Source organism: Pseudomonas extremorientalis (assembly GCF_001870465.1).
Lineage (GTDB): Bacteria > Pseudomonadota > Gammaproteobacteria > Pseudomonadales > Pseudomonadaceae > Aquipseudomonas > Aquipseudomonas extremorientalis.
Genome location: NZ_MDGK01000034.1, coordinates 1 through 15,158 on the forward strand (window position 1 = coordinate 1; position 15,158 = coordinate 15,158).

Genomic DNA, 15,158 nt, shown 5'->3' on the forward strand with positions numbered 1-15,158 from the left:
GATCAGGAAAGCGGGCTGCACTACAACCGCCATCGCTACTACAATCCGGATGTTGGTCGGTACCTGACGCCGGATCTGGTGAAGCTGGCGGGTGGGATCAATGCGTACCAGTACGTGCCCAATCCGACGGGATGGGTGGACCCTTTAGGACTGAGTGCCTGTCCCGGGGAGGACAGCTGCAAACTACAGACAATCCCAGGCGCGGACGATCCAACCCAAAAAGCACATGTGGACGATGGAGTTCAATCGCCTCCCCTCATCCACGGAGTTAATGCGGAAACCTTGATTCGAACACACACCATCGAGGGCAAACGCTCAACCAAACGGGTTGAGAGAATTGCTCTCAGCATGCGAAGCGATGGGTACAAAATCAACGAACCCATTGAAATACTCGAACACAACGAACGGCGCTATATTGTTGACGGGCATCATCGTGCCTCGGCAGCAAGACAAACACATACGCCAGTCACCTTAAAGTTAATCACCGATATATATAGCCACAAAACCACGTTCAACAGCATTGAAGAAGTGATAGAAGCATCAAATGCGGTTGGGCTCGATAGATTGGATAGGCCAAGACGATGAAAAATCAGACCCTGGAAAATTTGATAGCCGAGTATTTGACGCAAGTAAAAATAGCGACTGACTTGCTTGAACAAACTTTTGGAACCAAGAACATTCTCAGGCTGTGGCACTCCAAAAAAATTCCGCGACGAGGATTTGTCACCGACGGCGTAACCTATGAGTTGCATGGCATTGGATGCAGCGTTTATCTATCTGAACTCTGTGTCGACTTTGATTACGGCCCGAATGAAAGAGTCGATGGATTCGACCCGTGGAGACTATATATGTACGCGTGCGAGGTACCATGCAGATACAAGAAATATACCAATAAAGACTCGCTTGAGCGTGATTTCAGCGAGTACCTGAAAAAGGGCAAAGCTCAGAAAATCTCTGGATCCATGTCCAACTTGTACTTCATACAGCCTTGATTGCATGGCCTGATCCAATGATCAGGCCCTCCACTTCTCACCCCCACGCCACCACCAACAACCCCACCCCCAACACCAGACACAACGGCGAATAAAAATACGTATCCCACCGCGCAAACCTCGACCCACCGACCTTCTTGAAGAACCCGACCAACTCCGAATCCCCAATCGCCCGGGCAAACATCAGTACGGCAATCGCGCTGATGCCCCACTGCAACGCCCCATGGGATACCGCCGAGAAGTACAGCCCGGCGCGCAGGCACACCAGCAGTGCAATGGCCACCAACCCCATCGCGACCAGGAACGTGCCCAATGCCGAGGGCTTGAATGCAGGTCTGGGTCCGTTGGCAAATTCGCCGGGCAGTTGGGGAATGGCGGCCTGGAAGCCGAGTTTGCCGCCGGCGGCCCAGTACAGGTGGACCATGCTGATGCAGGTAAAAACGCCGACAATCCATCGTGCGACAACGAAGCTCATGGCTGGCTCTCCCTGAAAAGGTGCGAAACAGGATAGTCGCCCTGAGATTTTTTGCAGGCATTTCGTCGGCGGCTGATGGTAAAGTGCCGCCCCATGAAACTTGCCCGTGCCGACCGCTCGCTCATTGCCTGGATGCTCTACTGCTGCGTCCTGTTCAATGTGTTCGCCTGCAGTATCGGGCATGGGCAGATGGTCGGGATGCAGCTCAATGGCATCGGCGGCCAGTTTTGTACGGTGGACCCACGTACCCAGGCGCCCAAGCCGTCCAATTCCACTGAAGAGAATTTGCCGACGCTGTCCAAGGCGTTTGGCTGCCCACTGTGTTCCACGGGCGGCATGGGCCCGGCGCTGAGTTCCAGCCTGAACGTGGCGGTGTTGCCACAGCCCCATGCTCCACCGCCTGCCATCGTCCTGGCTGCCGATCTCCCTGCCCGCTTCACCTGGCCTGCGGCCAATCCGCGCGCGCCGCCTGCCTTCGCCTGATGCCTTCGCTTTCCGATCTGCACTGAGTACCGTTTCCGCAAGGAAGTACGGGCGGCTGTGCGTTGTTTTCAAGCCAAGTTTTTCAGGATTCAACCATGAAACATCTCCCCCTGTTGGCAGGCCTGTTCGGCTGCCTGCCTGTCTGCGCCTGGGCCCTTGAGTTGGCCCCGACCACCATCGATGGCGCGCAAGCCGACGAACCCGGCCTGGCCCTGGATCAATCCAGCGGCGTGGCGTCGCGGTTGGGCTTGAGCGTGCGGGAAACCCCGGCGTCGGTGGCCATCGCCAATCGCAGTGACATCGAGCGCCATGGCGCCAAGACCTTCCGCGATGCCGCCAACACCTTGCCCGGCGTCAACGCCAGCGCCCCGCCGGGGTTTGGCGGGTTTGTTTCCTATCGCGGCTTTACCAGCAGCCAGATCACCCAGATGTTCAACGGTATCAACGTCGCCACCGGCCTGGCGCGCCCCGTGGATGCGTGGATCTATGACCGGGTGGAACTGGTGGGTGGCCCCTCCTCGCTGATCAACGGCGCAGGCTCCGTGGGCGGCTCGCTCAACTACGTGACCAAGTTGGCCACCCGTGAGGAACAGGCCGCCGAAGGCCAGCTCACCTACGGCAGCTACGACACCGCCGGCATGGCCTTCGGCGTCAACCATGCCCTGACCGAACCTGGCGCCGAGGTACAGCATTACGCACGCCTGGATGTGAGCCGCAACACCAACCACAGCTATATCGACCGCGATCAGCGCGACGCGTGGAGCCTGGCGTTTTCCCTGCTCAGTGACCTCACGCCCGACCTGTCCCACACCCTGGCGCTGGAATACCAGGATGAGCACGAAGACAGCCCCTACTGGGGCACACCGGTGCTCAACCCCAAGGCAGGCGAGTTGAAGATCGACAGACACAACCGCTTCAACAACTACAACGTCGCCGACGGGCGCTACGAACAACGCACGATCTGGGCACGCTCGATCATCGACTACCGGCTCAACGACAGCACCACGCTGAAAAACACCCTTTACCATTTGGACAGCCAACGCGATTACCGCAACCTGGAAACCTATCAGTACAACGCGAACAACACGGCGGTAAACCGCTCGACGGCCTATCAGGTACGTCATCAGGGCGAACAGAACGGCAACCAGTTCGAACTGCGCCACGACGATAGCCTCTTCGGCCTGTCGACTACCTGGTCCGGCGGCTTCGAGTACAAAGTCAACAGCACCACCAACACTCCGTGGAATGTGCCAGGCAACAGCACGGTAGACCCGAACAACTTCGACCCCGGGCACTTCTTTGACCTGCCGCGGACCCGGGAACGCTTCGGCAAGGACAAGACCAACGAAGTCACCACCAAAGCACTGTTCGTGGAAAATCGCCTGGGCCTTACCGACACATTGTCGCTGCTGACTGGCCTGCGTTATGACGCCATCGACCTGGATGTGACCAACCACCGTGCGATAACCGCCACCAACCCCGGCCACTTCAAACGCAACTGGGAACCGGTGACCGGCCGTGTGGGCCTGACCTACCAGTTCATCCCAACGGCTAATGTGTATGTGCAATACAGCACCGCCGCCGAGCAACCGAACACCACCACGCAAGTGTTTGATGTCTCGACGGGCAAGCAGTGGGAAGTGGGCAGCAAATTCGACTACCTGGACGGGCGTGGCTCAGCCACCGCTGCCGCATACAAGATCGAGCGCAAGGACTTTGCCGTCACCGACCCGCAGGACCCCAGCAACAGCATTCCGGTCGGTGCGCAGTCATCCAAAGGGATCGAATTGGCCAGCTCGCTGCGCATCACGCCAAGGCTGCTGGCGGAAGGCAACTTCGCCTGGGTAGATGCCGAGTACGATGACTTCAACGAGAAAATCGCCAGTGGCGCCGTGGTGTCGCGCAAGGGCAACACGCCAACCAACGTGCCCAAGCGCGTGGGCAATCTGTGGCTGACCTATGATTTTGCCGAGGACTGGCAAGGGGGTGTGGACGCGCGATATGTAGCCCAGGTGTATGCAGACAACGCCAACACACAGACAGTGCCAGCCTACACCCTGTTCGGAACGTTCCTGCGCTATAAGGTCGATTCGCACACCTCAGTGACGGGCCGGGTGCGCAACTTGACGAATGAGGTGTATGCCGAGTTTGCCCATGTGTCGCCGGCGTATTACTTGGGCTCACCACGAACCTTTGAGTTGGCGGTGCAGACCCGGTTCTGATCCTGGAATGCAGCTAAATGTGGGAGGGAGCTTGCTCCCGATAGTGTTGGATCAGTCAACCATGCCGTGACTGACTCGCTGCAATCGGCAGCAAGCCCCCTCCCACACCTGCTTCGCATTGAACTGAAAGATCCGTGGTTATTTCAGGCTCGCCTCAACCTTCTGCGCCACATCCTCAGTCAACCAGGCCTTCCACACCTCGGGATGCTCCTTGAGAAACGCCTGGGCCACCTCACGTGGCGCCGTGTGGTTCTCACTCATGCTCGCTAATGCCTTGTTCAACGGCTCAATCGGAAACTCGACCTTCTCGAAAAACTGCACAATCTGCGGATGCTCTTTCTGGAACGGCGTCGAGACCCCGACACTCAACTTCGACGCCAATGACCGGGTCGGCTTCGGATCAGGGTTATCCGCATCCGTCAGGGTTTTCCACGCCTCGGCATCAAACGGCGGCTCTTCCAGCTGGATCAACTTGTAACGCCCCATCAGCGGCGTCGGCGACCAGTAATAGAACAGCACCGGCTTGCCGCGCCGGATCGATGAAGCGATCTCCGCGTCCAGTGCCGCGCCCGAGCCACTGCGGAAGTTCACGTAGCTGTCATCCAGGCCGTAGGCCTTGAGCTTCTGTTTGTTGACCACTTCCGAGGTCCAGCCGATGGGGCTGTTGAGAAAGCGCCCCTTGCCGGGGGATTCGGGGTCCTTGAACACATCCTTGTAGCGTGCCAAGTCCTTCACGCTCTTGAGGTCCGGCGCCAGGGGCTTGATACCTTTGGCGGGGTCGCCCTTGACCACGTATTCCGGCACCCACCAGCCTTCGGTCGCACCCTTGACCGTGTCACCCAGGCCCACCACCTTGCCTTCGGCCTCGGCCTTGACCCACACCGGGCTGCGGCCGGCCCACTCTTCGCCGATCACCTGGATGTCGTTCTTTGCCAGGGCGGTTTCCAGTGTGATGGTGGTGCCGGGCAAGGTATCGGTGGGCAGGTCGTAGCCCTTCTCGACAATCACCCGCAGCACTTCGGTGATCAGGCTGCCGCTTTCCCAGTTCAGGTCGGCAAAATGTACCGGCGCCTCGGCGGCGCTTACCGGCAACGTGGCCACTGACAGCCCCAGTGTTGTCAGGGACGCAGCCAACAGCGTTCTCAATCCTTTCATGCCTTCGCACCTCGCGATATCGCAGCCAATGGCGGACGGCTTTGCTGCGTATGCGCGAAGCCTCTGAATAGTTAAGTCAACTCAACTGTAGTAGAGGTTCCGGGAGATAACGGGTGTTCGCGTTTTTTTGCTGATTATTCACTGGCCTTGAAGGTGACCAGTTCGCCCTTGCGCCATTTGGCGGCCTTGCCGGTGACAGCCTTCAGGGTTTTGGTCAGGCCTTCCTGCAATTGCTCGTTGGCGGCGAACACCAGCATCACGCTGTGGCCTTCCTTGAACACGATGCCCTGGCCTTCGGCCGACGACACAAAGGCGTAGTCGCCCAGGCCGTACACCGTCAACTTGATGTCGCGGAACTTCAATTCGAACTTGCCGCCCTCACGACTGGGCAATACCGCTGCACGAAAATGGTCGCCGACCTTGAGCTCAAGGCGTGGTTTGTCATCCACCACCATCGCCGCCTCGGTATCGATTTCGGCGATGTAAATGCCTTCCGGCGTCTGCTCGGTGATGTAGACAAAACGGGATTGGAACTGTTTGACCAACTTTGCGCGCAAATCACCCAGCACGAACAACGCGTGCATATCCAGATTACTGACTGCCAAGGAAACGCCCCCACATGGAAAAGAGCGCTGTCCGCCAAAGCGGGCAGCACAAAAAACGGCCATCACGGCACGATCACACAACTCATTCTTTGAAAAAACTGAAGAAAATCCTGCTGTCGAGCCGAAAGACTAGTACAGACATGCGCGATGGGCCTTGTGCAAGGTCATCAGGCGCCACAGGAGATCACAGGTTCAACGGCCCGAGAATACGGGTCGACCAACTTCAGAGAATAACCCAATTAAAAATGCAGTTTTCCGACATGCATACACAAATAAACACGCTGTCATGGAACCGGACGCTGACTGCTGACGACAATACTAAAACAGCAGCATGGATCAAGACCACTCAAAACGCTGCAATCCAGTCATCCCGCAAGATCGAAAAGGAGCAGGCCATGCAAAGATCACCCTACAGCGCTATGTCTTCGCAAACCCGTTCATCCTGTCAGGACGAGGCGCAATACTACCGCTTGAACAGCTTCGAGGGGTACCCGGATTCGGTTCTTTACCAAGTCGTACCTGCCGGCCGGAACTTCTTCCACGTGCGCGAAGTGCTCAGTGGCCGCATCAAAGGCTTCCGCAGCGACCATGTCAAGGCCTGCGAACTGGCCAAAAAACTCGAAGCCGTGTTGCACGCCCAACATGGAGCTATCGTTTCGTCCGCCCGGTAACTTTACCGCGCCGCCGACCCGCAACAACTGCCATACTGGCCCGTCCACTGAAGTTTGCGCCCCACGGGCCAGGTTTCTCCAGTGCAGTTATCTCCAAGGGAAGGCTCTACGTGACGGAATTTGATATCGGCGAATTTTTCATCCATGGCGACGCAAGGGAAGTAGACGGTGAGTTTCAAGCAGTGATCGTGATGCGGGCCAAGCCACCGCTGACCACTGTCAGCACGCACCAAGTGGAAAAAGACCGCTGGTTCAAAACCGTCGACGCAGCCGCCGCCGCTGCAAAAGAGGCCGCCAGGGCGTTAAAGACTGCCGTGGATGCCGGGGCCCTTAATTCCTGAACATTCGATAGAACTCCGCCGCGCTACAACCCTCCCATGCATAACGCCCCCCTGCATGGAGAACGAAATGGACGCGCCAATCCCCACCCTTGAAACCCTGTTTGAACAATTGGGCCTGGATTCAACCCCGGACGCCATCGATGCATTTATCGTCGCCCATCCGTTGCCTGAAGACGTGAAACTGATCGATGCGCCATTCTGGTCTGCACAACAAGCCAGCTTTCTCAAGGAAGAACTGCGTGACGACGCCGAATGGGCTATCGCGGTGGATGAGCTGAACCAGCGCCTGCATCAGTCGCACTAAACAGCCCTCAATGCAGGCTGTCTGACTGCTCCAGGCGCATCAGCGCCTGCCAGGCAGCCCTGCACTCCTCTGCCTCATCGCGACTGGCGAACGCCGTGCCGCGCTGCTCACCGTTGAGCAATACCACCCAACAGGCCTTTTGACCCAATGCCCGCAAGGCATGCGGTACACCACTCCCAATCATCACGGCAACATCGACTTTGTTTTGCATGGTGCTTCTCCACAGCATTAGTTAGCTGGCTAACAATGTTGCCCATGCTACGGTTTTACGTCCGCTTGAAAAAGCTATTACCGGAATAGCTCCCTTGCATAAACGGCAATAATCCTAACGCCCGCCTTTCGCGGCCTCGGGCTTGTAACCCAGGCGTAAACCGCCCCAGTGCCGGCCCTTGACCATGATCGGCACCGACAGATCGTGCATCAGCTCACCCGTGTCGCGGGTATAGGTTTGCAACAACACCGCCTGCTGATGGCTGCCGCAGCGGATTCCGGTACGGTCTTCAAACTTGCGTTTGGTGCGGTTCTGCACGGCGTCCACCTGCGCATCGCCGGTCAGCGCCTGGGAAAAAGCCTTGTTGTGGGTTGGCACATAGCCCTGGGGCGTGCAGGCGATGGCGAACACCAACCCTTCATGACGCGGCAACAGCGCCTCCTGGATCGCTGGCAATACCTGGTCGGTGTAGCCGTCGAAGCGGGTGTGGTACTTGATTGGGCTGGTATTGGCGATCGGCGTATAGCTGCGGTCGAACAGGTCGTCCAGGCTGATGCGGTTCTGTTGCACATCGGCTTCGAATTGCGCGGCAATCCGACTGGCACCTTCGCGGGCCAGGTCATAGATGCGCTGGTGATAGTCATCCAGCCCGACTTCCGCCAGGCGCTCGCTGATGGTTTCGGCCTGGCCTTCCATTTGTACGGCAGCATCCGCCAGCTGGCGGGTTTGCTGATCGCTGACGGCCAGGTCGCTGCGCATCTGCTCCACGGCATGGAACAGGCTGTCGAGCTGGGTGCGGTTGGTGTCGGTACCCTGGGCGATTTCATTGACCTGGCCTTCCACATCCGCCGCCAGGCTGGCGATATTTTGCAGTTGCTCGCCAGCGTGCTCTACCTGCTCGACACCGGTGTGCAGGTCCGCCGAGAGCTGGCGAATCTGCTCTACCACCTGAGCAGTGCGTTGCTGGATGTCGGCCACCATCACACCGACTTCATCGGTGGCCGTGGCAGTACGCCCGGCCAACCCACGCACTTCATCCGCCACCACGGCAAACCCGCGACCATGCTCACCGGCCCGCGCCGCTTCAATCGCCGCGTTCAGCGCCAGCAGGTTGGTCTGGCTGGCGATGGACTGGATCACCAGGGTCACCCGCTGGATTTCCTCGCTGCGCTGGCTCAAGGCCTCAATCAACTCACGGCTGGCATTGGCCCGCTGGCTGAGCTGGTGCATGCGGCTGATCGACTGGGCAAGCACTTCACGGCCTTCGGTGCTGCGCTGATGGGCCTGGCTCGCAGCCCCCAACGCCTCACGGCTGAGCTGGGAGGTGACTTTTTCGGTGCCGATCATCACCTCGGCACTGCTGACGATCTGCCTGGCCGCGCTCAACTGCGACTGCAGGCGCGCCGCCAGTTGCTTGACCGAATAGGCCACGCCGGCGGCGGAAAGTGCGTTGTGGCTGGTGGTATACGACAGATCACGAGTCAACTCGCCAATGGCATCGGCGGCGTCGGAAGCTGCAATCACTGGTGTGCGACTTTTCAGGCGAGGCAGCCAGATCACCAATAGGACCAGTGGCAGGCAAAGGTAGAGCGGCAGGCTGGCGAACGCGAGGCCCAGCAGTACCAGCACCAGGGCGGTGCTCTGCAACAACGGCGTGAGCCAGCCGGGCAGCCCGCGCGCCACCGGTTGCGGTGACACGGCTGCGCCCATCAGAGGTCCGTCTCCAGCCATCTTCGTTACCCCACTGCTTGTCATTATTGTCACTGCATTAAACGCCACTATCGGGCCATTATCCATGGGCCTTTAGTGGGGTAGCTTGCAGCAGATCAATAGACGGGGTGTAACGGGTCTTGCCCTGGGGAACCGCGTGGCGGCTCCCCAGCTTCAACGCATCAGGCTTGGCGCTGGTGCTTGTCGATCTGCTCGTGGCGCTCTTGCGCTTCGATGCAGTACTTGGTGGTGGGGCTGATCAGCAGGCGCTTGAGGCCGATAGGCTCGCCGCTGTCGTCACACCAGCCAAAGGAATCTTCCTTGATGCGCTCCAACGCGCGCTCAAGCTGCGGCAGCATGCGCTGGTCGCGGTCGATGGCGTTGACCAGCCAGGTACGCTCTTCTTCAACGGAAGCGGCGTCGGCCGGGTCGGCCGGGGTGTCAAGGCTTTCAATGGCGATACGGTTCTGTTCAATGCGCTCGTGGTGTTCCACTTTCATGTCTTGCAGCAACTTCTCGAAAAAAGCGTGCTGTTCGGCATTCATGTAGTCATCCGCCGGCATGGCCAGCAACTTTTCCTTTGTCATTGATTTCTCTATAAAAAATACGTGCATTAAGGCGAATAAGGGAGCGTTCCGGAAGGCCTCTGCAGGTCTCGGAAAGGCGCCGTCCATTTCAAGCGCCACCCGGCACTCAATTTACGAGGGGCGGCAGTCTAAGGCCGACTTGAGAGCGCAGCAACTGAAATGACAGGCATTTTTTCCCGGATAACCCCAAAAGGCACCAGGACGGGCTTGGCGAATGGTTATCGGAGTGCGTTTATAGCAGGAAAGTTCGTGAAGCAGCTATAAGCCGCAAGCGGCAAGCGACAAGCTGCAAACATCAGCATGCTTGCAGCTTGAGGCTTGCCGCTGCGCCTCAGCGCTTGAGCTTGCGCTTGTTGCGGTATTGGTCGATGACCACAGCCACCACAATGATCAGCCCCTTGATGATGTCTTGGATATACGCATCCACCCCGACAAAAGTGAACCCGCTGGCCATCACCCCGAGGATCAGCGCGCCGATCACCGTGCCGGTAATGCGCCCTACCCCGCCCGCCAGGCTGGTGCCACCGATCACTGCGGCGGCAATCGCATCCAGTTCATAGGACATGCCCATGCCCGCCTGCCCGGTCGCAGCACGTGCCGAAGCCACCACCCCGGCCAGACCTGCCAGCAAACCGGCGATGCTGTACACGATGATCAGGTGGCGCTTGACGTTGATCCCAGAGGTGCGCGCCGCCTGCATGTTGCCGCCGATGGCGTAGGTGTACTTGCCGTATTTGGTGTAGCGCAGGGCGATGTGGAAGATAACCGCCACCACCAGGAAGATGATCACCGGCATCGCGCCGTGGCCAATGGCCGTGTACGAGTCCGAGAGCATGCTCACCGGCTGGCCTTCGGTGTAGTAACGCGCCAGGCCACGGGCCGAGACCATCATGCCCAGGGTGGCAATGAACGGCGGAATGCCGGTGACAGCAATGATGCTGCCGTTGATCGCCCCCGCCAACAGTCCTACGCCCAGCCCCATAGCCACTGGAATCCATACCGGCAAGTCGGTCAGGCTGGGGAACACCGCCCGGGAAAAGTCGGACGTCTGCGCCAAACTGGCAGCAATCATCGCCGAAAGTGCCAGCACCGAGCCCGAAGACAGATCGATCCCCGTCGTGATGATCACCTGTGTCACGCCAATTGCCAGCAGGCCGATGATCGACACTTGCAGGATCATCAGCACCAGGCGCTGGGAGTTCATCAGGAAGCTCTGGTCGCGCACGATCCAGCCGAACAATTCAAACACCAGGCCAATGCCGATCAGCACCAGGAAGATGCTCAGCTCGGTGGGCATGCGTCGACGACTTTTGGTTGGCACCGTCGCAGGTTTGTTATCCGTTATTGCGTTCATAGCCCATCACCTTTTAATTCTGTACGTCAGTGGACTGCGGTCATCCCGGAGGCCAACTGCATGACTTTTTCCTGGGTCGCATCGCTGCGGTCCAGGGTGCCCATCAATTCGCCCTCGTGCATCACCATGACCCGGTCGCTCATGCCCAGCACTTCGGGCAGCTCGGAAGAAATCATGATCACCGCCATGCCTTCACTGGCGAGGAACGAGATCAGCCGGTAGATCTCGGCCTTGGCGCCCACGTCAATGCCCCGGGTCGGTTCATCGAGGATCAGCAGGCGCGGGTTGGTCATCAGCCAGCGCGCGAGCAAGGCCTTCTGCTGGTTGCCGCCGGACAAGGTGTCGATGCACTGCTCAAGGGAGGGGGTTTTCACCCGCAGCTTCTTGCACATGTCTTCGCACAGCGCTCGCAGGGCTTTCTGCTGGATAAAGCCGTTGCCGGTGTAGTGCGGCAGCACCGCCATTTCCATGTTTTCCAGCACCGACAGGCACGGGAACAGGCCACTGAGCTTGCGGTCCTCGGTCAACAGGGCAAAACCTTTCTCGATGGCCATGTGCGGGTCGGTAATGCGCACCGCCTTGCCATCCAGGGTGATCTGGCCGCCGCTGCTGGGGGTGATGCCGAAAATGGTTTCGGCCACGTTGGTACGGCCCGAGCCCATCAACCCGGCGATGCCGAGGATCTCGCCAGCATGCAGATCGAAGGACACGTCCTTGAACACGCCGTCCAGGCTAAGGTCGCGTACCGACAGCAGCAGATCGCCGATGGGCGTCTCGCGCACCGGGAACAATTGGCTCAGCTCACGGCCGACCATCATCGAGATCAGGCTGTCGCTGTTCATGCTGTCGGCGCGCTGCAGGCCGATGTACTGGCCGTCGCGGAACACCGCCACTTCATCGGCGATGGCGAACACTTCGTTCATTTTGTGCGTGATGTAGACGATGCCTTTGCCCTGGGCCTTGAGGTCGGCAATGATCGAAAACAGATGGGCCACTTCCTTCTCGGTAATGGCCGAGGTCGGCTCATCCATGATCAGGATGTCGGAGTCATAGGACACCGCCTTGGCAATCTCGACCATCTGCCGTTCGGCGATGCTCAGGTTGCCCACGTGTTCCTCGGGGTCCAGGTTGATGCGCAGGCGCGCCAGCAACTCGGCGGTGCAGCGATGCATTTCGCGGTGGTTGACCATGTGCAGGCTGTTGAGCTGCTCGCGGCCGATCCAGATGTTCTCGGCGATGCTCATGTGCGGCATCAGGTTGAGTTCCTGGTGGATCATCGCGATCCCGGCCTTCTGGGCCGCCAGGGGGGTTTCAAACACAATCGGCTTGCCGCGCAGGCGAATCTCGCCGGCATCGGGCTGGTAGATGCCAGCGATGATTTTCATCAGCGTCGACTTGCCCGCACCGTTCTCGCCCATCAGCGCCAGCACCGTGCCAGGGCGAACGCGCAACTGCACGTCGGCCAGGGCCACGACGCCGGGAAAGCCTTTGCTGATGTTGACGATTTCCAGCAGGTAGGGTTCGTCCAGCGGCAGCGGCTGGATACCGGGAGGCTGCGAGACAGCGGCTTGAGCGAGCATAGGGAGGTACTCCATCGGCAAGGCGGGCACGACCGCCCTGCCGGCTTATTGTTGTTATGTAGGGACTACTTGAAGTCTTTGACGTTGTCCGGGGTGATCAGCTGGAACGGGATCACCACGTTCTGCTCGATGGGCTCGTTCCGGGCCATCTTGCGCGCGGTCTCCACCGACTTGTCCGCCTGGCCCTTGGCATCCTGGAAGGCCGACACGGTCATGTCCCCCTTGGTGATCGCGTTCAAGCCGTCCGGCGTGCCATCGACACCAGCGATCAACACGCCCTTCTTGCCCGCCGATTTCAGCGCCATGGACGCGCCAATGGCCATTTCATCGTTGTTGGCCAACACCGCGTTGAATTCACGGCCCTGGGTCAGCCAGTCGTTGACCAGGGTCATGCCCTTGTCACGCAACCAGATCCCGGTCTGTTCCTGTTCGATCTTGATGCCCGGGTATTGGGTCAGGACTTCCTTGACCCCCTTGGTGCGGTTGGTGGTGGAGTTGTTCGCCAGATCGCCCAGCAGGATCACGATATTGCCCTTGCCGCCGAGCTTTTCGGCGATGTACTGCATCTGCAGCTTGCCGGCCTCGACGTCGTCGGAGGTCACCGCCGCTACGCCCGGCGCCAGGGTCGGGCTGTCAGGACGGCGGTTGACGAACACCAGGGGGATTTTCGCCGCCGTGGCGGCCTTGATGATGTTGGCTGTCGAGGCGGTGTCCACCGGGTTGACGATGATCGCGTCGACTTTCTGGCTGATAAAGTTCTCGACCTGGCTCAACTGCTTGACCACGTCGGCACGGGCATCTTCGAACTGCAACTGCACGCCGTCACCCTTGGGGTAGGACTTGGCTTGCTTGTCCATGTCTTCGCGCAGGTAGGTGAGGAAGGTGTCATCGAAGGCGGACATGCTCACGCCTATCTTGAGATCGGCAGCCGCGGCAACACCGCTGGCGAGCAGCATGGACAAGGCCAGCGCGGTAAAACGGATCGGGGTCTTCATGAACGGTCTGTCTCCACTTTCTTGTTGGTTTTCTGGACGTTGCGTTTATCAGAGCTCGGCAGGCAGCCGGACGACCGGCGCGCCGGGAATGCAGCACACCAGCGCGCCCTGGTTTTCGACGCACAGCACATTAAGGAAGGAGAAGTAGAACGGCCGAGCGCGGGGCAGTCCGCGTGGCGTGTGGGCAGGGCGTAAAACTCGCAGTACAGCGTTGAAGATTTTCATCTGACGGTACCTGGTTGTTTTTGATCTTGTTTTTGTTGAGTCGCCAGGATCGAGTCCGGACGTACTTTCTGCAACCTGGAAAAGACTTTATTGGAAAATAATTTCCATATCAACACTATTTAGAATTTTGTTCTATTTTTATCGAAATCTCCTACAGCAGAGCCGTCTCGATCACTTGTCGGCGCTCCGCGCTCAGGCGCGCGGCGTCCAACAGGCGAGTGGTTTCCAGCGCTTCATACGCATCCACCGGCAGCGGTCCCTGCCCTTGCACGGCTATTTGCAACTGGCGATAGAACTGCGTCCAGCAGCCTTTCTCCGACGGCACTCGCTCGCGTTCCGCGCCTTGCTCGAACCAGCCCCAGCGTCGGTGTTCCTCTGCCCCCCAATGCTCGCCTTCGGTTTTCGGCGACTTGCCGGCCAGCAGCGCTTCTTCCTGACCGTCCAGGCCGTCGACGGTGTAGCAACCGGCGGTGCCACTGACTCTGAAACGCGGGGCCTGACAGTTCTGCAAGGCATTGCCCCACAAGTGCGAGATGACGCCGTTGGCATGGGTCAGGGAGACAAAAAAACCGTGGTCCACCGTGGGGTGTTCGGCGGTGTAGTGCAACTGGGCGAACACCCGATCCACCGGGCCGAACAGTTGCAGGGCCTGATCGACCAGGTGGCTGCCCAAGTCGCGCAGCCAACCGCCACCGCTGGCGTTGCCCACGGCTTGCGGGCTGTAGCGCTCCACGCGGGATTCAAAGCGGGTGATTGTGCCCAGGGCGCCGGCGTCGATGAGTTTGCGCAGGGTCAGGTAGTCCGAGTCCCAGCGCCGGTTCTGGTAGACGCTGAGCAGCGAGCCCTGGCGTTCGGCGGCTGTGATCAATGCCTGGGCCTGTTCGGCGCTGGCGGCGAAGGGTTTGTCGCTGACCACGGTTACGCCGTGTTCGATGGCCTCGAGTACCAGCGCGGGGCGGCCCTTGAGGGTGGTGGAGATGACCAGGGCGTCGACGCCGGCTTCGACGATCTGGCCGATGGAGTCGAAGGCCTTGAGGCCTGGGTGGTCGGTTGCCAGTTGCTGGCGGCGTTCCGCAGACCTGGTGACCACGCCGACAAATGTGGCACCGGCCAATGTGGCAATCAGCGGCGCATGAAAGAAGCGCCCTCCATGGCCGTAGCCGACTAGTCCGATTCGCATACCTACACTCCTTGCTTGAAGTGAAACCCGATTCAAATGTGGGAGGGGGCAAGCCCCCTCCCACATTT

The 15,158-nt window shown here is 59.3% G+C and carries 18 protein-coding genes; 7 read left to right on the forward strand and 11 right to left on the reverse strand.

The features are described 5' to 3' along the window. Both BFN10_RS13320 and BFN10_RS30160 read left to right on the forward strand, forming a co-directional pair. Positions 1-585: RHS repeat-associated core domain-containing protein (locus tag BFN10_RS13320; protein WP_167368290.1), on the forward strand; the 585-nt coding region annotated here is incomplete at its 5' end. Then, positions 582-992, forward strand: coding sequence for a DUF6896 domain-containing protein (locus BFN10_RS30160; RefSeq protein WP_071490046.1), 411 nt, complete (start codon positions 582-584; stop codon positions 990-992). The genes BFN10_RS13320 and BFN10_RS30160, both read left to right, overlap by 4 nt. Before the next feature lie 37 nt (positions 993-1,029). Here the strand turns inward: BFN10_RS30160 and BFN10_RS13330 are convergent, their stop codons facing one another. Further along, positions 1,030-1,467, reverse strand: a complete 438-nt coding sequence (locus BFN10_RS13330) for a DUF3995 domain-containing protein (protein WP_058425721.1) — start codon at positions 1,465-1,467, stop codon at positions 1,030-1,032. Between the two features lie 93 nt (positions 1,468-1,560). On the opposite strand from BFN10_RS13330, the gene BFN10_RS13335 reads away from it, so the two are divergent. Further along, positions 1,561-1,950: a DUF2946 domain-containing protein gene (locus BFN10_RS13335; RefSeq protein ID WP_071490047.1), complete on the forward strand. Its 390-nt coding sequence runs from the start codon at positions 1,561-1,563 to the stop codon at positions 1,948-1,950. A gap of 95 nt (positions 1,951-2,045) precedes the next feature. After that, complete coding sequence (locus tag BFN10_RS13340) at positions 2,046-4,172, forward strand: TonB-dependent receptor (RefSeq protein ID WP_071490048.1); 2,127 nt, start codon at positions 2,046-2,048, stop codon at positions 4,170-4,172. 138 nt (positions 4,173-4,310) lie between these two features. Here BFN10_RS13340 and BFN10_RS13345 read toward each other — a convergent pair whose 3' ends face one another. Both BFN10_RS13345 and BFN10_RS13350 read right to left on the reverse strand, forming a co-directional pair. After that, on the reverse strand, positions 4,311-5,327 hold the full coding sequence (locus BFN10_RS13345) for an ABC transporter substrate-binding protein (protein ID WP_071490049.1): 1,017 nt from the start codon (positions 5,325-5,327) through the stop codon (positions 4,311-4,313). A gap of 134 nt (positions 5,328-5,461) precedes the next feature. Next, positions 5,462-5,911 (reverse strand): hypothetical protein, encoded by a 450-nt coding sequence (locus tag BFN10_RS13350; protein WP_050554011.1) that lies wholly within the window; start codon positions 5,909-5,911, stop codon positions 5,462-5,464. Between the two features lie 35 nt (positions 5,912-5,946). On the opposite strand from BFN10_RS13350, the gene BFN10_RS29740 reads away from it, so the two are divergent. The 3 genes from BFN10_RS29740 to BFN10_RS13365 all read left to right on the forward strand — a co-directional run bounded on the left by BFN10_RS29740 (position 5,947) and on the right by BFN10_RS13365 (position 7,248). Further along, a complete protein-coding gene (locus BFN10_RS29740) occupies positions 5,947-6,603 on the forward strand; it encodes a hypothetical protein (RefSeq protein WP_231999497.1) in 657 nt (218 codons plus the stop codon). A 110-nt stretch (positions 6,604-6,713) separates the two neighbouring features. Then, a complete protein-coding gene (locus BFN10_RS13360; protein ID WP_071490050.1) occupies positions 6,714-6,944 on the forward strand; it encodes a hypothetical protein in 231 nt (76 codons plus the stop codon). A 67-nt stretch (positions 6,945-7,011) separates the two neighbouring features. Continuing rightward, positions 7,012-7,248 (forward strand): DUF2789 domain-containing protein, encoded by a 237-nt coding sequence (locus BFN10_RS13365; protein ID WP_071490051.1) that lies wholly within the window; start codon positions 7,012-7,014, stop codon positions 7,246-7,248. Between the two features lie 7 nt (positions 7,249-7,255). Here the strand turns inward: BFN10_RS13365 and BFN10_RS13370 are convergent, their stop codons facing one another. The 8 genes from BFN10_RS13370 to BFN10_RS13400 form a co-directional block, all read right to left on the reverse strand. Beyond that, a complete protein-coding gene (locus tag BFN10_RS13370) occupies positions 7,256-7,459 on the reverse strand; it encodes a hypothetical protein (protein ID WP_071490052.1) in 204 nt (67 codons plus the stop codon). A gap of 114 nt (positions 7,460-7,573) precedes the next feature. Next, positions 7,574-9,256 (reverse strand): methyl-accepting chemotaxis protein, encoded by a 1,683-nt coding sequence (locus BFN10_RS13375; RefSeq protein WP_409996274.1) that lies wholly within the window; start codon positions 9,254-9,256, stop codon positions 7,574-7,576. A gap of 95 nt (positions 9,257-9,351) precedes the next feature. After that, positions 9,352-9,756 carry a TraR/DksA family transcriptional regulator gene (locus tag BFN10_RS13380; protein ID WP_003191666.1) on the reverse strand — a complete coding sequence of 135 codons (405 nt, stop codon included), beginning with the start codon at positions 9,754-9,756 and terminating at the stop codon, positions 9,352-9,354. Between the two features lie 331 nt (positions 9,757-10,087). Further along, entirely contained in the window at positions 10,088-11,110 is a 1,023-nt protein-coding gene (locus tag BFN10_RS13385) for an ABC transporter permease (RefSeq protein WP_016975559.1), read from the reverse strand. 26 nt (positions 11,111-11,136) lie between these two features. Next, positions 11,137-12,690 carry a sugar ABC transporter ATP-binding protein gene (locus tag BFN10_RS13390; protein WP_071490054.1) on the reverse strand — a complete coding sequence of 518 codons (1,554 nt, stop codon included), beginning with the start codon at positions 12,688-12,690 and terminating at the stop codon, positions 11,137-11,139. Between the two features lie 65 nt (positions 12,691-12,755). After that, positions 12,756-13,685 carry a sugar ABC transporter substrate-binding protein gene (locus BFN10_RS13395; protein ID WP_071490055.1) on the reverse strand — a complete coding sequence of 310 codons (930 nt, stop codon included), beginning with the start codon at positions 13,683-13,685 and terminating at the stop codon, positions 12,756-12,758. A gap of 48 nt (positions 13,686-13,733) precedes the next feature. After that, complete coding sequence (locus tag BFN10_RS29455) at positions 13,734-13,910, reverse strand: hypothetical protein (protein WP_163033238.1); 177 nt, start codon at positions 13,908-13,910, stop codon at positions 13,734-13,736. 151 nt (positions 13,911-14,061) lie between these two features. Next, positions 14,062-15,090 (reverse strand): Gfo/Idh/MocA family protein, encoded by a 1,029-nt coding sequence (locus tag BFN10_RS13400; RefSeq protein ID WP_071490056.1) that lies wholly within the window; start codon positions 15,088-15,090, stop codon positions 14,062-14,064. Positions 15,091-15,158 lie beyond the last annotated feature (68 nt).

Coding starts and splice junctions, on each gene's coding strand:
- BFN10_RS13350 (WP_050554011.1), bottom strand. CDS start 5,911: ATGCACGCGTTGTTCGTGCTGGGTGATTTGCGCGCAAAGTTGGTCAAA.
- BFN10_RS13395 (WP_071490055.1), bottom strand. CDS start 13,685: ATGAAGACCCCGATCCGTTTTACCGCGCTGGCCTTGTCCATGCTGCTC.
- BFN10_RS13330 (WP_058425721.1), bottom strand. CDS start 1,467: ATGAGCTTCGTTGTCGCACGATGGATTGTCGGCGTTTTTACCTGCATC.
- BFN10_RS13380 (WP_003191666.1), bottom strand. CDS start 9,756: ATGACAAAGGAAAAGTTGCTGGCCATGCCGGCGGATGACTACATGAAT.
- BFN10_RS13375 (WP_409996274.1), bottom strand. CDS start 9,256: ATGGATAATGGCCCGATAGTGGCGTTTAATGCAGTGACAATAATGACA.
- BFN10_RS13390 (WP_071490054.1), bottom strand. CDS start 12,690: ATGCTCGCTCAAGCCGCTGTCTCGCAGCCTCCCGGTATCCAGCCGCTG.
- BFN10_RS30160 (WP_071490046.1), top strand. CDS start 582: ATGAAAAATCAGACCCTGGAAAATTTGATAGCCGAGTATTTGACGCAA.
- BFN10_RS13370 (WP_071490052.1), bottom strand. CDS start 7,459: ATGCAAAACAAAGTCGATGTTGCCGTGATGATTGGGAGTGGTGTACCG.
- BFN10_RS13340 (WP_071490048.1), top strand. CDS start 2,046: ATGAAACATCTCCCCCTGTTGGCAGGCCTGTTCGGCTGCCTGCCTGTC.
- BFN10_RS29740 (WP_231999497.1), top strand. CDS start 5,947: ATGGAAAAGAGCGCTGTCCGCCAAAGCGGGCAGCACAAAAAACGGCCA.
- BFN10_RS13345 (WP_071490049.1), bottom strand. CDS start 5,327: ATGAAAGGATTGAGAACGCTGTTGGCTGCGTCCCTGACAACACTGGGG.
- BFN10_RS13400 (WP_071490056.1), bottom strand. CDS start 15,090: ATGCGAATCGGACTAGTCGGCTACGGCCATGGAGGGCGCTTCTTTCAT.
- BFN10_RS29455 (WP_163033238.1), bottom strand. CDS start 13,910: ATGAAAATCTTCAACGCTGTACTGCGAGTTTTACGCCCTGCCCACACG.
- BFN10_RS13385 (WP_016975559.1), bottom strand. CDS start 11,110: ATGAACGCAATAACGGATAACAAACCTGCGACGGTGCCAACCAAAAGT.
- BFN10_RS13335 (WP_071490047.1), top strand. CDS start 1,561: ATGAAACTTGCCCGTGCCGACCGCTCGCTCATTGCCTGGATGCTCTAC.
- BFN10_RS13365 (WP_071490051.1), top strand. CDS start 7,012: ATGGACGCGCCAATCCCCACCCTTGAAACCCTGTTTGAACAATTGGGC.